We start from the raw sequence: 15272 nt of genomic DNA on the forward strand, positions 1-15272 counted from the left end.
TCGGCTGGAGTGATTCGGGATCTCGCATGACTGAAACGGCCGATGATCTGAGCGCGCCGCTCGGACAGGACAAGCCGCGCCGGAGCCGTCGGCTGCGGCTGCCGTTCACGGCCATGCAACTGATCGCCGCCCTGCTCGGCCTGTTCCTCCTCACCTTTGCCGGCTTCGCCATCTTCAACAAGGATCCGCTCGGCGGCGAACCGATGACCCGGCTCGCGATCCGCGCTCCCGATGCCGCGGACAAGGCGAACGACGAGAAGCCCGCCGCCGGCCATGGCCAGGACGGCAAGCAGGACAGCAAGGAGACGCCGAAGCAGGCCGCTCCCGGCGCGCAGAAGACCATCACCATGATCGATGGCTCGACCGGCGCCCGCCACGACGTGGTGATCGGCGCTGGCGAGGACGCCGGTGACAAGGGTGCTGGTACGGCTTCCGCATCACCGCCCGTCATGGCCGGGATCAATCCGAAGCTGCTGGAGAAATCACGCTACGGCATGATCCCGGTGGCTGCCGACGGGCTGAAGCCGTTCAACGTCTATGCGGCGGACGCGGACCGCGCCCTGGCCGCCAAGATGCCCGTGGTCGCGATCGTGATCGGCGGCCTCGGCGTCGGCGCCGCCAAGACCACCGATGCCATCATGAAGCTGCCGCCGGCCGTGACGCTGGCCTTCACGCCCTATGGAACCGACCCCGGCAAGCTCGCCGAGCGCGCCCGCGCGCAGCGCCACGAGATCTTCCTCCAGATCCCGATGGAGCCCTACGACTTCCCCGACAATGATCCGGGACCGCAGACGCTCCTGACCTCGCTCAGCCCCGACCAGAACATGGACCGCCTGCACTGGCACCTGAGCCGGATGCAAGGCTATGCCGGCCTCACCAATTTCATGGGTGCCCGCTTCATCGCCACGGAGCCGGCGATGCAGCCGATCATCCGCGAGGCGGCCAAGCGCGGCCTCGGCTTCTTCGACGACGGCTCCTCGCCCCGCAGCATCGCGCCCCAGGCTGCGGCGAGTCAGTCCATGCCGTTCGGCAAGGGCGACATCGCGATCGACGTAGTGCCGACCCCGGCCGAGATCGACCGCGCCCTGAACAAGCTTGAATCGACGGCGCGCGAGCGCGGCATCGCTGTCGGCACGGCCTCCGCGCTGCCCGTCTCGATCGAGCGCATCGCCGCCTGGACCAAGACATTGGGCGACCGAGGTATCCTTTTGGTGCCATTGACAACCGCGATGCTGAAATCAAAATCCAGCTAGATCAACGAATTGGTACGGCACGGGTCCCCCGCGGGGCCGCATCAAGCCGCACCTGGGGCATGCGAGAGGTCTGGCGGAATGGCGCGTTACGAGGATCTGCCCTACCGGACCTGCGTCGGTGTGATGCTGATCAATCCAAAGGGACTGGTGTTCATCGGCCGCCGCGCCGGCGGCATCGAGCATGTCGACGACACCCATGTCTGGCAGATGCCGCAAGGCGGCGTCGATCCCGGCGAGGACACCTGGGAGGCGGCCAAGCGCGAACTCTACGAGGAGACGAGCGTACGCTCGGTCGAGCGGCTCGGCGAAGTCCCCGACTGGCTCACCTACGACATTCCTCGCACGGTTGCGGGGCGCGCCTGGAAGGGCCGCTACCGCGGCCAACGCCAGAAATGGTACGCGGTGCGCTTCACCGGCAAGGACAGCGAGATCAACGTCGAAAAGCCCGGCGGTGGCGGCCACAAGGCCGAGTTCGTGAGCTGGCGCTGGGAGCCGATGAAGAATCTCACCGGATTGATCATCCCGTTCAAGCGCCCGGTCTACGAGCGCGTGGTGAAGGAATTTTCCGCGCTGGCGGAGGAATAAAGGCCGTTGTCATTCCGGGTTCGGTGCTAATGCATCGCCGGGCATGACGACGAAAGATCCACACGTGACCAATGACAAACCTTACCGGCCCAACGTGGGCATTGCCCTGTTCAATGCCGACGGCCGTGTGCTGATCGGCCATCGGTTCAAAGGCGACGGTCCCGAGATCATCCTGCCGGGGCTCGACTGGCAGATGCCGCAGGGCGGCGTCGACGAGGGCGAGAACTTACGCGATGCGGCGATGCGCGAGCTCTGGGAGGAGACCAGCGTCGTCAGCGCCGACTATCTCGGCGAGACCGACTGGCTCACCTACGAATTCCCTCCTTACGACGGGCCGCAGACGCATCGGCTGGTAAGGTTTCGCGGCCAGCGCCAGAAATGGTTCGCGCTGCGCTTCACGGGCCGCGACGACGAAATCGATCCGCTGACGCCGCGCAACGACCAGCCCGCGGAGTTCGACGCCTGGCGCTGGGAGCGCCTCGATCGTGTGGCCGATCTCGTGGTGCCGTTCCGCCGCGAGGTCTACCGCGCCGTGGCGCGGGAGTTTGCGACCTTCACAAACTGAAAGATACGAAAACAACCCCATGCACAGTAGGGAAGTGTTTGACGTATCGAGATAAAATCGGCGGCAGCTCCAGCGGTGGCGCAACAAAGTTTCAACGCCCGCCACGGTCGTGACGAGCGCTGAACCTGTTCAGGAATTTAGGCTTGAGCCCCGGAGCGGTGCCCCGGGGCTTAATGCATAGCCGTAGAGCTGAGCTGCTGCTGGATGCTCTTGAAGTGGTCGATCCGCTCGATGGCGCGATCGAGCTCGTCGCCTTCGTGCTCCTTCAGTCCCTCTTCCATCTCAGCGATGGTCTCGGCGAGCTGCGCACGGTCGAGCTCGGCCAGCGACGTCGCGACGTCGGCGAGCACAGTCAGACCCTTTTCGGAGACTTCGGCGATGCCGCCGAGAACGATGATCTTCTCATGCTTGCCGCCCGTGGTGATGGTGAGAATACCGGGGCGGATTGCGGCCACGACCGGCGCATGTCCGGCCAGCACGCCGAAATCACCCTCGACGCCGGGGATGTCGACCTGATCGACCTCACCTGAGAAGGCGAGCTGTTCCGGAGAGACGAGATCGAAATGGAAGGTGGCCATGGAGAACCTGCGAATAGCGAGTGGCGAATAGCGAGTGGCGAGTAGGAGCAGCGTACTATTCGCTACTCCCTATTTCGCCATTCGCCTCTTAAGCCGCTTCAGCGGCCAGCTTCTTGCCCTTCTCGACGGCTTCTTCGATGGTGCCGACCATGTAGAAGGCGGCTTCGGGCAGGTGGTCGTACTTGCCTTCGACCAGTCCCTTGAAGCCCTTGATGGTGTCGGCGAGGTCGACGAACTTGCCCGGCGAACCCGTGAAGATTTCGGCGACGTGGAACGGCTGCGACATGAAGCGCTCGACCTTGCGGGCGCGCGCCACGGTCAGCTTGTCCTCTTCCGAAAGCTCGTCCATGCCGAGAATGGCGATGATGTCCTGGAGCGCCTTGTAGCGCTGCAGCACCTGCTGGACCTGACGGGCGACCGCATAGTGCTCCTCGCCGACGACCAGCGGGGAGAGCATGCGCGAGGTCGAATCGAGCGGGTCCACCGCCGGATAGATGCCCTTTTCGGCGATCGAGCGCGACAGCGTCGTGGTCGCGTCAAGATGCGCGAACGAGGTCGCCGGCGCCGGGTCGGTCAAGTCGTCGGCCGGAACGTAGATGGCCTGCACCGAGGTGATCGAGCCCTTCTGGGTGGTGGTGATGCGCTCCTGCAGCGCGCCCATGTCGGTGGCGAGCGTCGGCTGATAACCCACCGCCGAAGGAATACGGCCCAGCAGCGCCGACACTTCCGAACCGGCCTGGGTGAAGCGGAAGATGTTGTCGACGAAGAACAGCACGTCCTGGCCCTTGTCGCGGAAATCTTCCGCGATGGTCAGGCCGGTGAGCGCGACGCGGGCGCGGGCGCCCGGGGGCTCGTTCATCTGGCCGAACACCAGCGCGCACTTCGACTTGACGCTCGGATCCGGGTTGTGCGGATCGGCGTTGACCTTGGACTCGATGAACTCGTGATAGAGGTCGTTGCCTTCGCGCGTGCGCTCGCCGACGCCGGCGAACACGGAGTAACCGCCGTGCGCCTTCGCGACGTTGTTGATCAGTTCCTGAATCAGCACGGTCTTGCCGACGCCGGCGCCGCCGAACAGGCCGATCTTGCCGCCCTTGGCGTAGGGAGCGAGAAGATCGACGACCTTGATGCCGGTGACGAGAATCTCAGCTTCGGTCGACTGGTCGGTGTAGCTCGGCGCTTCCTGGTGGATCGCGCGCAAGCCTTCCGACTTGACGGGACCGGCTTCGTCGATCGGCTCACCGATGACGTTGATGATGCGGCCGAGCGTGCCTTCGCCGACGGGAACGCGGATCGGAGCGCCGGTGTCGGTCACTTCCTGGCCGCGGACCAGACCTTCGGTGGTGTCCATCGCGATCGTGCGCACGGTGGATTCGCCGAGATGCTGGGCGACTTCGAGCACCAGGCGATTACCGCCGTTCTTGGTCTCGAGCGAGTTGAGAATGGCCGGGAGGTGGCCTTCGAACTGCACGTCGACGACGGCGCCGATGACCTGGGTGACGCGACCGACCTGGGTTGCCATTGAATGTCTCCTTCGATCCGAACTTCTAAACCACGGTCGGTTCTGACCGGGATGTTGCGTGTGGTGGGTACTGAAGCGCCTTGGTCAGACGGCCTCGGCACCCGAGATGATTTCGATCAGTTCCTTCGTGATCTGCGCCTGACGCGTACGGTTGTAGACCAGCGTCTGCTTGCGGATCATTTCGCCGGCGTTGCGCGTCGCGTTGTCCATCGCGCTCATCTGCGCGCCGTAGAACGAGGCGTTGTTTTCGAGCAGTGCGCGGAAGATCTGGACTGCGAGGTTGCGGGGCAACAGGCGGGTGAGGATCTCGTCCTCTTCCGGCTCGTACTCGTAAGACGTCGTATTCGCCGCGGCGCCCTCCTCGACGACCAGCGGGATGACCTGCTGGGCGGTCGGGATCTGTGCAATTACCGATCTGAAGCGCGAGTAGAACAGCGTGCAGACGTCGAATTCGCCGTTGTCGAACCGCGCCAAGACCTTCCTGGCGATCTCCTCGGCGTTGACGAAGCCGATCTGGCGCACGCTGCGCAGGTCCATATGCTCGACGATCTGCTTGTCGAACTGGCGGCGCAGCTGCTCGTAACCCTTGCGGCCGACGCAGAAGAACTTCACGTCCTTGCCCTGCGCCATCAGCGCCAAGGCACGATCGCGGGCGAGACGCACGATCGAGGAGTTGAAGGCGCCGGAGAGGCCGCGCTCGCCGGTGCAGACCAGCAGCAGATGAACCTGATCCCGGCCGGTGCCGGCCAGCAGCACCGGCGCGCCGGGCGAGCCGACAGCGGCGCTGGCGATATTCGAGATCACCACACTCATCTTGTCGGCATAGGGACGCGCCGCTTCCGCAGCGGTCTGCGCGCGGCGCAGCTTGGAGGCCGCGACCATCTGCATGGCCTTGGTGATCTTTTGCGTCGCCTTGGTGGAGGCGATGCGGACGCGCATGTCTTTAAGTGACGCCATTCTTCGTTCACCCCGGCGGTTCGACGCTTATTGATCGAACCGCTAGCCTATCCCAGTCGTCATGCCCGGGCTTGTCCCGGGCATCCACTTGCCGCCTCACACGTCGATTGACGTGGATGCCGGGACTTCAGATACGAAGACGCGCCTCGCGCTTCAGCCCGGCCGTGACGGTTCTCTCTTACGCGAAGCTCTTCGCAAAACCCTCGACCACCGACTTCAGCTTGGCGGCGGTGTCGTCGGTGAGGTCGCGGGTGTCGCGGATCGAGTTGAGAATATCGACGTTCTTGCCGCGCAGCAGCGAGAGCAGACCGTCCTCGAACGCGCGCACCTTGTTGAGCGGGAGCGGATCGAGATAACCGTTGGTGCCGGCCCAGATCACGCAGACCTGCTCTTCCATCTTCAGCGGCGCGAATTGCGGCTGCTTCAGCAGCTCGGTGAGACGCGAGCCGCGGTTGAGCAGGCGCTGGGTCGAGGCGTCGAGGTCGGAGCCGAACTGCGCGAACGCCGCCATTTCGCGGTACTGCGCCAGCTCGCCCTTGATCTTGCCGGCGACCTTCTTGGTGGCCTTGGTCTGCGCCGAGGAGCCGACGCGCGACACCGACAGACCGACGTTCACGGCAGGACGGATGCCCTGGAAGAACAGGTCGGTTTCCAGGAAGATCTGCCCGTCGGTGATCGAGATGACGTTGGTCGGGATGTAGGCCGACACGTCGTTGGCCTGGGTTTCGATGACCGGCAGCGCGGTCAGCGAGCCGGAGCCCTGGTCCTTGTTCAGCTTCGCCGCGCGCTCGAGCAGGCGGGAATGCAGATAGAACACGTCGCCCGGATAGGCCTCGCGACCCGGCGGACGGCGCAGCAGCAGCGACATCTGGCGGTAGGCGACGGCCTGCTTGGACAGGTCGTCATAGATGATGACGGCGTGCATGCCGTTGTCGCGGAAGTACTCGCCCATGGTGCAGCCGGTGAACGGCGCGATGTACTGCATCGGCGCCGGATCCGAGGCGGTGGCGGCGACGACGATCGAGTATTCAAGCGCGCCCTGCTCTTCCAGCACCTTCACGAACTGGGCGACGGTCGAACGCTTCTGGCCGACCGCGACATAGACGCAGTACAGCTTGATGTTCTCGTCGGGCTGCGCATTGAGCGGCTTCTGGTTCAGGATGGTGTCGAGCGCAATCGCGGTCTTGCCGGTCTGACGGTCGCCGATGATCAGCTCGCGCTGGCCGCGGCCGATCGGGATCAGGGCGTCGATCGCCTTGAGGCCGGTCGCCATCGGCTCGTTCACCGATTTGCGCGGAATGATGCCGGGCGCCTTGACGTCGACGCGCATGCGCTTCTCGGCCTGGATCGGCCCCTTGCCGTCGATCGGGTTGCCCAGCGCGTCGACGACGCGGCCGAGCAGACCCTTGCCGACCGGCGCGTCCACGATGGCGCGGGTGCGCTTGACCGTCTGGCCTTCCTTGATCTCGCGGTCGGCACCGAAGATGACGACACCGACGTTGTCGGTTTCGAGGTTCAGCGCCATGCCGCGGGTGCCGTTCTCGAACTCGACCATTTCACCGGCCTGGACGTTGTCCAGACCGTAGACGCGGGCGATGCCGTCGCCGACGGACAGCACCTGTCCGACTTCGGAGACTTCAGCTTCCTGGCCGAAATTCTTGATCTGGTCCTTGAGGATCGCGGAAATTTCCGCGGCGCGGATGTCCATCAGCCTGCCTCTTTCATCGCGTGCTTGATCGAATTGAGTTTGGTGCGAAGCGAACCATCCACCATGCGGCTGCCCACCTTGACGACGAGGCCACCGATGATCGAAGGATCGACCTTCACGTTCAGCGCGACGTCCTTGCCGGTCACCGATTTCAGGGCAACCTTGAGGGCGTCGAGATTCTTGTCAGAAAGCGCTTCCGCGACGGTCACATCCGCCGTCGCCTCGCCCTTGAACTTGGCGACCAGGGCGCGATAGGCGCGGATGACGTCGGCCACCACGAACAGACGGCGGTTGGCGGTCAGCACCTTCAGGAAGTTGGCGGCGATACCGGCGATACCGGCCTTGGCGAGCACAGCCGACAGGGCCCTCGACTGGGCGTCGGCCGCGAACACCGGGCTGCGGACGAGGCGATTGAGATCGGCGCTCTCGGCCAGCAGGGCCTCGAATTTCTCGAGATCCGCCTTGACCTCGTCGACCGCTTTCTGGTCGCGGGCCAGTTCAAACAAGGCCGTTGCATAACGACCCGACACACCTGAAACGGACGTATCTTCTGCAGCCACAGACGCGCTCTTTTTTGCTGTCAAACTCGCAAGGGAAAAACCGTCGCCACGAAGCGGCGCCTAGCGATCCAAGCCCTTGGAATTCAAGCGGGACTTCGATTTTCGACCAGCACGGGAGGTGCCGGGCTCGTTAAAATCGCGGCTTTGCTAACATAGCAGGAGCGCAGTCGCAACATGACGCAAAGTTTAAGGCACGATTCTGCCGCCGTTAGTCGCAGCCGGTGATCCCCGGAGCGCACAGTGACGGGATGAGGCCGATGACATCCCACCTCGCGGAATTGCCGCGGGCCTTGCCGCTTCCCCCTCCATTGGTTCCTGCCATCAGCGCATAGCGGCCATGAACACGGATCACTGAGGCGTGATTCCGAGCCTCGCCAGTTCCACTCGCTGAATACTTACTCAATTCTAAACGACCGAAGTAATGACTTCGTTTTACAGTAATTTGAAGCAATCAATAGGTTAATAAATCGTTAAATCGCAAGATTAAAGGACATCGATCGAATATCGGGTTCGGGTCACAAGATGTTTCATGACGACACATAGCGGATTTACTGCCCAATTCACGCCTCATTAGGAATCGAAACGCCAATCCGCTCACAAACTGATGAGGGCTCCACTAGCCACATATGTGGCAATACTAGCTTAGGGACCAATAAATGCTGTCTTTGAAGACGCTGGGCTCTGTGACCCGGCCGCGCGCGGCAATCGCTTTCGTCGCCGCAACTCTTTTCGTCGGTGGAACCGCCACCGAAGCTTCCGCCAAATCCCGGCATCACCGGCATCACCATCATCACCGCCACCACGCCCAGACCGACACCAACGCGACCTCCGATTGGCGCAACGCCAATGCGTCGATGACGCCGACTTCCGGCACGGGCCGCAGCTTCTCCGGCATCGCTTCCTTTTACGGCAACGAGTCCGGCAGCAAGACCGCGTCGGGCCAACGCTTCAACCAGAACGCCATGACCGCGGCGCACCGTTCGCTGCCCTTCGGCACCAAGCTGCGCGTCACCCATGGCGGCCAGAGCGTCGTCGTCACCATCAACGACCGCGGGCCGTTCATTCGCGGCCGTGTGCTCGACCTCTCCACGGGTGCCGCCCGCGCCATCGGCCTCACCAGTCGCGGCGTCGGCCGCGTCACCGCGGAAGTCGTCTCCTGAGGCGCGATAAAGCGCCTCTTTTCACACGCGCAGTTTCCATCAGTTTGATGCGCGCATGAAACAAGCCCGCGGTCTTGGGGGACCGCGGGCTTTTTTGTTGACCGTCGTCATTCCGGGGCGATGCGCAGCATCGAACCCGGAATCCATCAGGCGGCGAAGTCCGCAGTGAAATGGATTCCGGGCTCGCGCTTCGCGCGCCCCGGAATGACGGCGGCGAATGAGGCCGCGACTGCGCCCTACAAGAAGCTCTGCGGATCGACATCGACTTCGAGCTTGAGATTGCCTGATGGCTTCGGGCACACGGCGAGCCAGCTGCGCAAGTAGTCCGACAGATCGAAACCGCGCGCCGATTTCACCAGGATGCGGAAGCGATAGCGGCCCTTGATGACGGCGAGCGGCGCTTCCGCTGGCCCCAGCACCACGACGCGTTCGTCGCGCGGCGCCAGCGCGACGAGCTTGCGGCCAAAGCCTTCCGCGCTCGGGCGGTCGCCCGCGGAGATGATCAGGCTCGCGAGCCGCCCGAACGGCGGATAGAGCGTCTTCTCGCGCAGATCGATCTCGCTGTCGTAGAAAGCCTCGCGGTCGCAGGCGATCAGCGCCTTCATCACGGGATGATCGGGCTGGTGGGTCTGGAGATAGCCAACGCCGCGGCCCTGCTCGCGCCCGGCGCGGCCGATCACCTGGTTGAGCAATTGCCAGGTGCGTTCCGCCGCGCGCGGATCGCCGTTGCTGAGGCCGAGATCGGCATCGACCACGCCGACCAGGTTGAGCCGCGGGAAATTGTGGCCCTTGGCGACAAGCTGCGTGCCGATGATGATGTCGACGCGGCCCTCCGCGATCTCGGCGAGCTCTGACCGCATCGTCTCGATCGAGGTGATGAGGTCGCTCGACAGCACCATGGTACGCGCGTCCGGAAACAGCGCGGCCGCCTCCTCCTGGAGGCGCTCGACGCCGGGTCCGACCGCCACCAGCGATTCCTCGGCCGAACAGTTCGGGCAGATGTGCGGACGCGGCATCGAGAAGCCGCAATGGTGACAGACGAGGCGCTGGCGAAAGCGATGGTCGACCAGCCAGGCATCGCAGATGGTGCAGGCGAAGCGATGGCCGCAGGCACGGCACAAGGTCAGCGGCGCATAGCCGCGGCGGTTGAGGAACAGCAGCGCCTGCTCGCGCCGCTCGATTGCGATCTTGATCTCGCCGGCAAGCCGCGGCGAGATGAAGCGGCCGCGCGCGGGCGGCTCGCGGCGCAGATCGATCGCCTCGATATGCGGCATGTGCTGGCCGCCGAAACGCGAGGGCAGCGCGACGCGCTGATAGCGGTTCTTGCGCGCATTGACCTCGGATTCGACAGAGGGCGTGGCGGAGGCCAGCACGACGGGGATCCTGGCGATATGCGCGCGCACCACAGCCATGTCGCGGGCATGGTAATGCACGCCGTCATCCTGCTTGTAGGCCTGGTCGTGCTCCTCATCGACCACGATGAGGCCGAGATCGGCGTAAGGGAGAAACAGCGCCGAGCGCGCGCCGACCACGACCGGCGCGGTCCCTGCGGAAATCGCCGCCCAATTGCGCGCGCGGGTGCGCGGCGTAAGCTCCGAATGCCATTCGATCGGCCGCACGCCGAAGCGCTGCGCGAAGCGATCGAGGAACTGGCCGGTCAGCGCGATCTCCGGCATCAGGATCAGCGATTGCCTTCCGCGGCGGATCGTTTCCGCAACGGCCTCGAAATAGACCTCGGTTTTGCCCGAGCCGGTCACGCCGTCGAGCAGCGCGACGTGGAAGGTGCCGTTGGCCGCAAGCGCGCGCATCGCGTCCACGCCGGCACGCTGCAGCGGCGAAAAATCCGGCCGGTCGAAATCCGGATCGGGTGCCGGAGGGGGCGGAGGCGGCGGCATCGGCTCGACCGTGAGCGTGCCTTCATCGACGAGGCCGTCGATCACGCCGGACGAGACGCCCGCTTCCTTGGCGGCCTCGGACTTGCCGTGCAGCAACCGGTCCGAAAGCACCGCGATCACCCGCTGCCGCGCCGGCGTCAGGCGCTTCGGGGGCTCCCCGACCAGGCGCACGCCGGCGCGAACCCGCTCCGGGCCGAGATTCTCGCCCATGCGCAGGCACATGCGCAGCACCATGCCGCGCGGGCTCAGCGTGTAATTGGCGACCCAGTCGACCACCGAGCGCAGCTCGGGCTTCAACGGCGGGATATCCAGCTTCTCGCTGACCTCCTTCAGGCGATTGTGCAGGCGCGGATCGGGATTGGCATTCTCGCCCCACACCACGGCCAGCACCTCGCGCGCGCCGAGCGGCACACCGACGAGATCGCCCGCCTTCAGCTCCATCCCGCGCGGCACCTTGTAGGAGTAGGTCTGGTCGAGCGCGACCGGCACCAGCACGTCGACCATGCCGGTCGCGTTGGCGGGGGCGGTCTGGCTGCGCGACGAATGATCCATGAGGGGAGAATCGGAACCGGGGTCCTTGAGGCTAGCGTCACGGGCCGGCCTTAGCGAACGATAAACGAGTGTGATGCGATATACTGTGCGGAATCACCACGTCCAGAGCGCATGAGCAAAGCGGCCGCCCCCCAGATCGAGCTCGCCAGCGCCGATCCCTCGATCGCGCAGGAGATGGCGCGCTGGCTGTCGCATCTGGGCGCCGAGCGGCGGCTGTCGCCGAAGACGCTGGAGGCCTACGGGCGCGACTTGCGGCAGTGCCTGGATTTCCTCAGCAATCATTGGGGCGAGCGGGTCACGCTGGCACGGTTCGCGGCGCTGGAAGCCACCGATATCCGCGCCTTCATGGCAATGCGCAGGGCCGACGACATTGCCGGCCGCAGCCTGATGCGCGCGCTGGCCGGCCTGCGTTCGTTCGGCCGCTTCCTCGAGCGCGAGGGCAAGGGCAAGGTCGGTGCACTCTCCGCGATCCGCGCGCCAAAGGTTGCGAAGAGCCTGCCGAAGCCGTTGCCGATGGCCTCGGCCAAACGGCTTGCCGACGCCGACGAGCGCGCCGGCGAGGACCGCGAGACCTGGATTCTTGCGCGCGATGCCGCGGTGATGGCGCTGCTGTATGGCTCGGGCCTGCGCATCTCCGAAGCGCTCGGCCTGAAGCGCCGCGAGGTGCCGCGCCCCGGCGAAGGCGACGTGCTTGTCGTGACAGGTAAAGGCAACAAGACCCGGATGGTGCCGGTGCTGCAGAACGTGCTTGCGCTGATTCAAGAATACGTCGCGATGTGCCCTTATCCGCTGCCGGCGGAAGGGCCGATCTTCGTCGGCGCGCGCGGCGGCCCCTTGAGCCCGCGCATCATCCAGCTCGCGATGGAGCGGCTGCGCGGCGCACTCGGCCTGCCCGACAGCGCCACGCCGCACGCGCTCCGGCATTCCTTCGCCACGCACCTGCTCTCGCGCGGCGGCGACCTACGCGCCATCCAGGAATTGCTGGGCCATTCCTCGCTCTCGACCACGCAAATCTACACCGGCATCGATTCGGAGCGGCTGCTGGAAGTCTATGCCAGCGCGCATCCCCGGCGGTGACACACTCTCGTCATGCCTCGCGTGCCTCTTGCGCGGCGACCACGGTTCGGTCAAATCGTGGGGAACCGATGCAGGAGAGTCATGATGGGCGCACACGAAAGCATGGAGCACGCCGAGCACGCCGAACACGCGTCCGGCTCGAACAAGAAGATCGCGCTCCTGATCGCGGTGCTGGCGCTGTTCCTCGCGATCTCGGAGACGCTCGGCAAGGGCGCCCAGACCGAATCGATCAGCAAGAACGTCGAGGCCGCCAATCTCTGGGCGTTCTTCCAGGCCAAGAGCATCCGTCGCACCGTGGTGATCACTGCGGCCGAGCAGGGCAAGCTGACGCTGGGCTCGCTGGCCGATGACGCCGCCATGAAGCCGGCCGTACAGAAGCAGATCGACGACTGGACCAAGACGGCGCAGCGCTACCGCTCCGAGCCGGAGACCGGCGAAGGCACCGAGCAGCTCGCCGACAAGGCCAAGCACGCCGAGCACGCCCGCGACGAGGCGACGGCGAAATACCACCATTTCGAGCTGGCCTCGGCCGCCTTCCAGATCGGCATCGTGCTGGCCTCGGCCACCATCATCACCGGCATGCTCGCACTCGCCTATGTTAGCGGCGTGCTGACGATCGCCGGTCTCTTCATGACCTCGCTCGGCCTGTGGTGGCCGCATCTGCTGCATCTGCATTGAGGCGTTGAGGCGCGCGCAGGAGCCACACCAACGGTGTCATGCCCCGGCTCGACCGGGGCATCCAGTATTCCAGAGGCAGCGAGATTCATCACGACGGCCGCGGCGTACTGGATCGCCCGGTCAAGCCTGGCGATGACAGCAAGTGTGTGGCGAACACCGAACACGCCGCAGCGCTCACCGCGCCTGGTGCACGCTCCTGCGGAAGCGCTGGATCATGCGCAGCGTGCGGTAGGACCAGCCTTCGCCGTTGCCGGCGATCAGCTCCCTGATGCGCCGCTTGATCGGATCGACCAGCTCGGCGGCCTTGGCGCGCACCTTCAGCACCAGATCATAGATTCGCTCGAACCAGTGCATCTCCAGGAGCTTGTGGCGCGTCACGTCGAACACGAAGGCGGTGACGCCGACGCCGACCAGCTTGCCGAACACGATCGTGAAGAACGCGCTGGTCCAGTATTCGTGCGCGAGCAGCCAGAGGCCGACCAGCTTGAGCGGAAACAGCGGCACGACGGGGACCGCGAAGACGATCAGCGACATGGCCGGCGACAGCGCACTGACGCGCTCCGTCAGCCATTGCTTGAAGCGGGCAAGCGGGATTGCCGCGACGATCTTGGCAACGATCGGCTCGAGATGGTCCCACAGCCAGGCTTCGATCAGGAAGACGATCGCAAGCAGGACCCAGAGCGGTTGAAGAAGGCGGCGCAGCATGTGTTGTCCCGCCCGATTCCGAGCTGGGCGCTTGGCTACATATGGATGGCCCGCTTGCCGACTGCAAGCGCGGCTTCCTTGACGGCCTCCGAGCGGGTCGGATGGGCGTGGCAGGTGCGCGCGAGATCCTCCGCACTGCCGCCGAACTCCATGAGAACGCACGCTTCATGGATCATTTCGCCGGCCTCTCGGCCGATGATGTGAACCCCGAGTACGCGATCGGTCTTCGCATCTGCGAGAATCTTCACGAAGCCGTCAGTGGTCTGGTTGACCTTGGAGCGGCCGTTGGCGGTGAACGGAAACTTCCCGACGGTGTAACCGACGCCCGCCTGCTTCAGCTCCTCCTCGGTCTTGCCGACGGATGACACTTCCGGGGTGGTATACACGACGCCCGGAATGACGTCGTAGTTCACGTGACCGGCTTGTCCGGCGATGATCTCCGCGACGGCAACGCCTTCGTCCTCGGCCTTGTGCGCGAGCATCGGGCCTGCGACGACGTCGCCGATGGCATAGACGCCCTTCAGGCTGGTGGCGAAATGCGAATCGATCTGCACGCGACCGCGCGCGTCGAGCGCGACGCCGGCTTCCTTAAGGCCGAGACCGTCGGTGTAGGGCACGCGGCCGATGCAGACGAGCACGACGTCGGCTTCCAGCGTCTCGGCCGCACCGCCGGCCGCTGGCTCGATCGTCGCCTTCAGCGTCTTGCCCGAAGCGTCGACCGCGGTGACCTTGGCCCCCAGCTTGAACGCAAAGCCCTGCTTTTCGAGGATGCGCTGGAATTGCTTGGCGATCTCGCCGTCCATGCCCGGCAGGATGCGATCGAGGAATTCGACGACGACGACTTCGGCACCCAAGCGGTGCCAGACCGAGCCGAGTTCGAGGCCGATCACGCCGGCGCCGACGATGAGGAGCTTGCCGGGGACCTTGTCCAGCGACAGCGCGCCGGTCGAGGAGACGATGCGCTTCTCGTCGATCTCGATGCCCTTGAGACGCGCGATGTCCGAGCCGGTGGCGATGACGATGTTCTTCGCTTCGATGACTTGCGACTTCCCGTCGGCGGAGACCTCCACCTTGCCGGTCCCCAAGATCTTGCCGGTGCCCTTGAGCACGTCGATCTTGTTCTTCTTCATCAGGAACTCGACGCCCTTGACGTTGCCGTCGATGCCCTGCTGCTTGAAATTCATCATCGCCGGCAGATCGAGCTTCGGCGCGGAAACGCTCACGCCCATTTTCGCAAAGGAATGGCCGGCTTCCTCGAACATTTCGGAGGCGTGCAGCAGCGCCTTCGACGGCATGCAACCGACGTTGAGACAGGTGCCGCCGAGCGTGGCGTTCTTTTCGACCACGGCGACTTTCATGCCGAGCTGGGCTGCGCGCACCGCGCAGACGTATCCGCCCGGTCCGGTGCCGATGACGACGAGATCGTAGGTAGCCATGAGAGAAAGTCCCGTAAGGTTTGGCGTGATGAGGATGTGTC

General features: G+C 64.8%; 14 protein-coding genes. 6 read left to right on the plus strand and 8 right to left on the minus strand.

Features of this window, described 5'->3' with window-relative positions:
* The first annotated feature begins 26 nt into the window (after positions 1 to 26).
* From ACYCVF_RS24410 to ACYCVF_RS24420, 3 genes are all read left to right on the plus strand, one after another.
* Complete coding sequence (locus tag ACYCVF_RS24410; RefSeq protein WP_459603563.1) at positions 27 to 1253, plus strand: divergent polysaccharide deacetylase family protein; 1227 nt, start codon at positions 27 to 29, stop codon at positions 1251 to 1253.
* A gap of 78 nt (positions 1254 to 1331) precedes the next feature.
* Positions 1332 to 1838, plus strand: coding sequence for an RNA pyrophosphohydrolase (locus tag ACYCVF_RS24415; protein WP_459603562.1), 507 nt, complete (start codon positions 1332 to 1334; stop codon positions 1836 to 1838).
* Positions 1839 to 1902: 64 nt separating this feature from the next.
* Entirely contained in the window at positions 1903 to 2403 is a 501-nt protein-coding gene (locus ACYCVF_RS24420) for an RNA pyrophosphohydrolase (protein ID WP_459603561.1), read from the plus strand.
* 170 nt (positions 2404 to 2573) lie between these two features.
* Here ACYCVF_RS24420 and ACYCVF_RS24425 read toward each other — a convergent pair whose 3' ends face one another.
* The 5 genes from ACYCVF_RS24425 to ACYCVF_RS24445 form a co-directional block, all read right to left on the minus strand.
* Positions 2574 to 2981, minus strand: coding sequence for a F0F1 ATP synthase subunit epsilon (locus tag ACYCVF_RS24425; protein WP_459603560.1), 408 nt, complete (start codon positions 2979 to 2981; stop codon positions 2574 to 2576).
* Between the two features lie 88 nt (positions 2982 to 3069).
* Positions 3070 to 4503, minus strand: coding sequence for a F0F1 ATP synthase subunit beta (gene atpD, locus ACYCVF_RS24430; RefSeq protein WP_459603559.1), 1434 nt, complete (start codon positions 4501 to 4503; stop codon positions 3070 to 3072).
* A gap of 84 nt (positions 4504 to 4587) precedes the next feature.
* On the minus strand, positions 4588 to 5460 hold the full coding sequence (locus ACYCVF_RS24435; RefSeq protein WP_459603558.1) for a F0F1 ATP synthase subunit gamma: 873 nt from the start codon (positions 5458 to 5460) through the stop codon (positions 4588 to 4590).
* A 178-nt stretch (positions 5461 to 5638) separates the two neighbouring features.
* Complete coding sequence (gene atpA, locus ACYCVF_RS24440; protein ID WP_061028897.1) at positions 5639 to 7168, minus strand: F0F1 ATP synthase subunit alpha; 1530 nt, start codon at positions 7166 to 7168, stop codon at positions 5639 to 5641.
* Positions 7168 to 7728 carry a F0F1 ATP synthase subunit delta gene (locus ACYCVF_RS24445; protein WP_459603557.1) on the minus strand — a complete coding sequence of 187 codons (561 nt, stop codon included), beginning with the start codon at positions 7726 to 7728 and terminating at the stop codon, positions 7168 to 7170. The genes atpA and ACYCVF_RS24445 overlap by 1 nt, the downstream gene beginning before the upstream one ends.
* Before the next feature lie 656 nt (positions 7729 to 8384).
* Here ACYCVF_RS24445 and ACYCVF_RS24450 point away from each other — a divergent pair.
* Positions 8385 to 8888: a septal ring lytic transglycosylase RlpA family protein gene (locus tag ACYCVF_RS24450; protein ID WP_459603556.1), complete on the plus strand. Its 504-nt coding sequence runs from the start codon at positions 8385 to 8387 to the stop codon at positions 8886 to 8888.
* 236 nt (positions 8889 to 9124) lie between these two features.
* Here the strand turns inward: ACYCVF_RS24450 and ACYCVF_RS24455 are convergent, their stop codons facing one another.
* Entirely contained in the window at positions 9125 to 11335 is a 2211-nt protein-coding gene (locus ACYCVF_RS24455; RefSeq protein WP_459603555.1) for a primosomal protein N', read from the minus strand.
* A 111-nt stretch (positions 11336 to 11446) separates the two neighbouring features.
* Here ACYCVF_RS24455 and ACYCVF_RS24460 point away from each other — a divergent pair, with 111 nt between their 5' ends.
* Positions 11447 to 12412, plus strand: a complete 966-nt coding sequence (locus ACYCVF_RS24460) for a tyrosine recombinase XerC (protein ID WP_459603554.1) — start codon at positions 11447 to 11449, stop codon at positions 12410 to 12412.
* Positions 12413 to 12496: 84 nt separating this feature from the next.
* A complete protein-coding gene (locus ACYCVF_RS24465) occupies positions 12497 to 13090 on the plus strand; it encodes a DUF4337 domain-containing protein (RefSeq protein WP_459603666.1) in 594 nt (197 codons plus the stop codon).
* Between the two features lie 174 nt (positions 13091 to 13264).
* On the opposite strand, the gene ACYCVF_RS24470 is transcribed toward ACYCVF_RS24465, so the two are convergent.
* Both ACYCVF_RS24470 and lpdA read right to left on the minus strand, forming a co-directional pair.
* On the minus strand, positions 13265 to 13795 hold the full coding sequence (locus ACYCVF_RS24470; RefSeq protein WP_459603553.1) for a hypothetical protein: 531 nt from the start codon (positions 13793 to 13795) through the stop codon (positions 13265 to 13267).
* Between the two features lie 35 nt (positions 13796 to 13830).
* A complete protein-coding gene (gene lpdA, locus ACYCVF_RS24475; RefSeq protein ID WP_459603552.1) occupies positions 13831 to 15231 on the minus strand; it encodes a dihydrolipoyl dehydrogenase in 1401 nt (466 codons plus the stop codon).
* Positions 15232 to 15272 lie beyond the last annotated feature (41 nt).

Source organism: Bradyrhizobium cedriense (assembly GCF_054602315.1).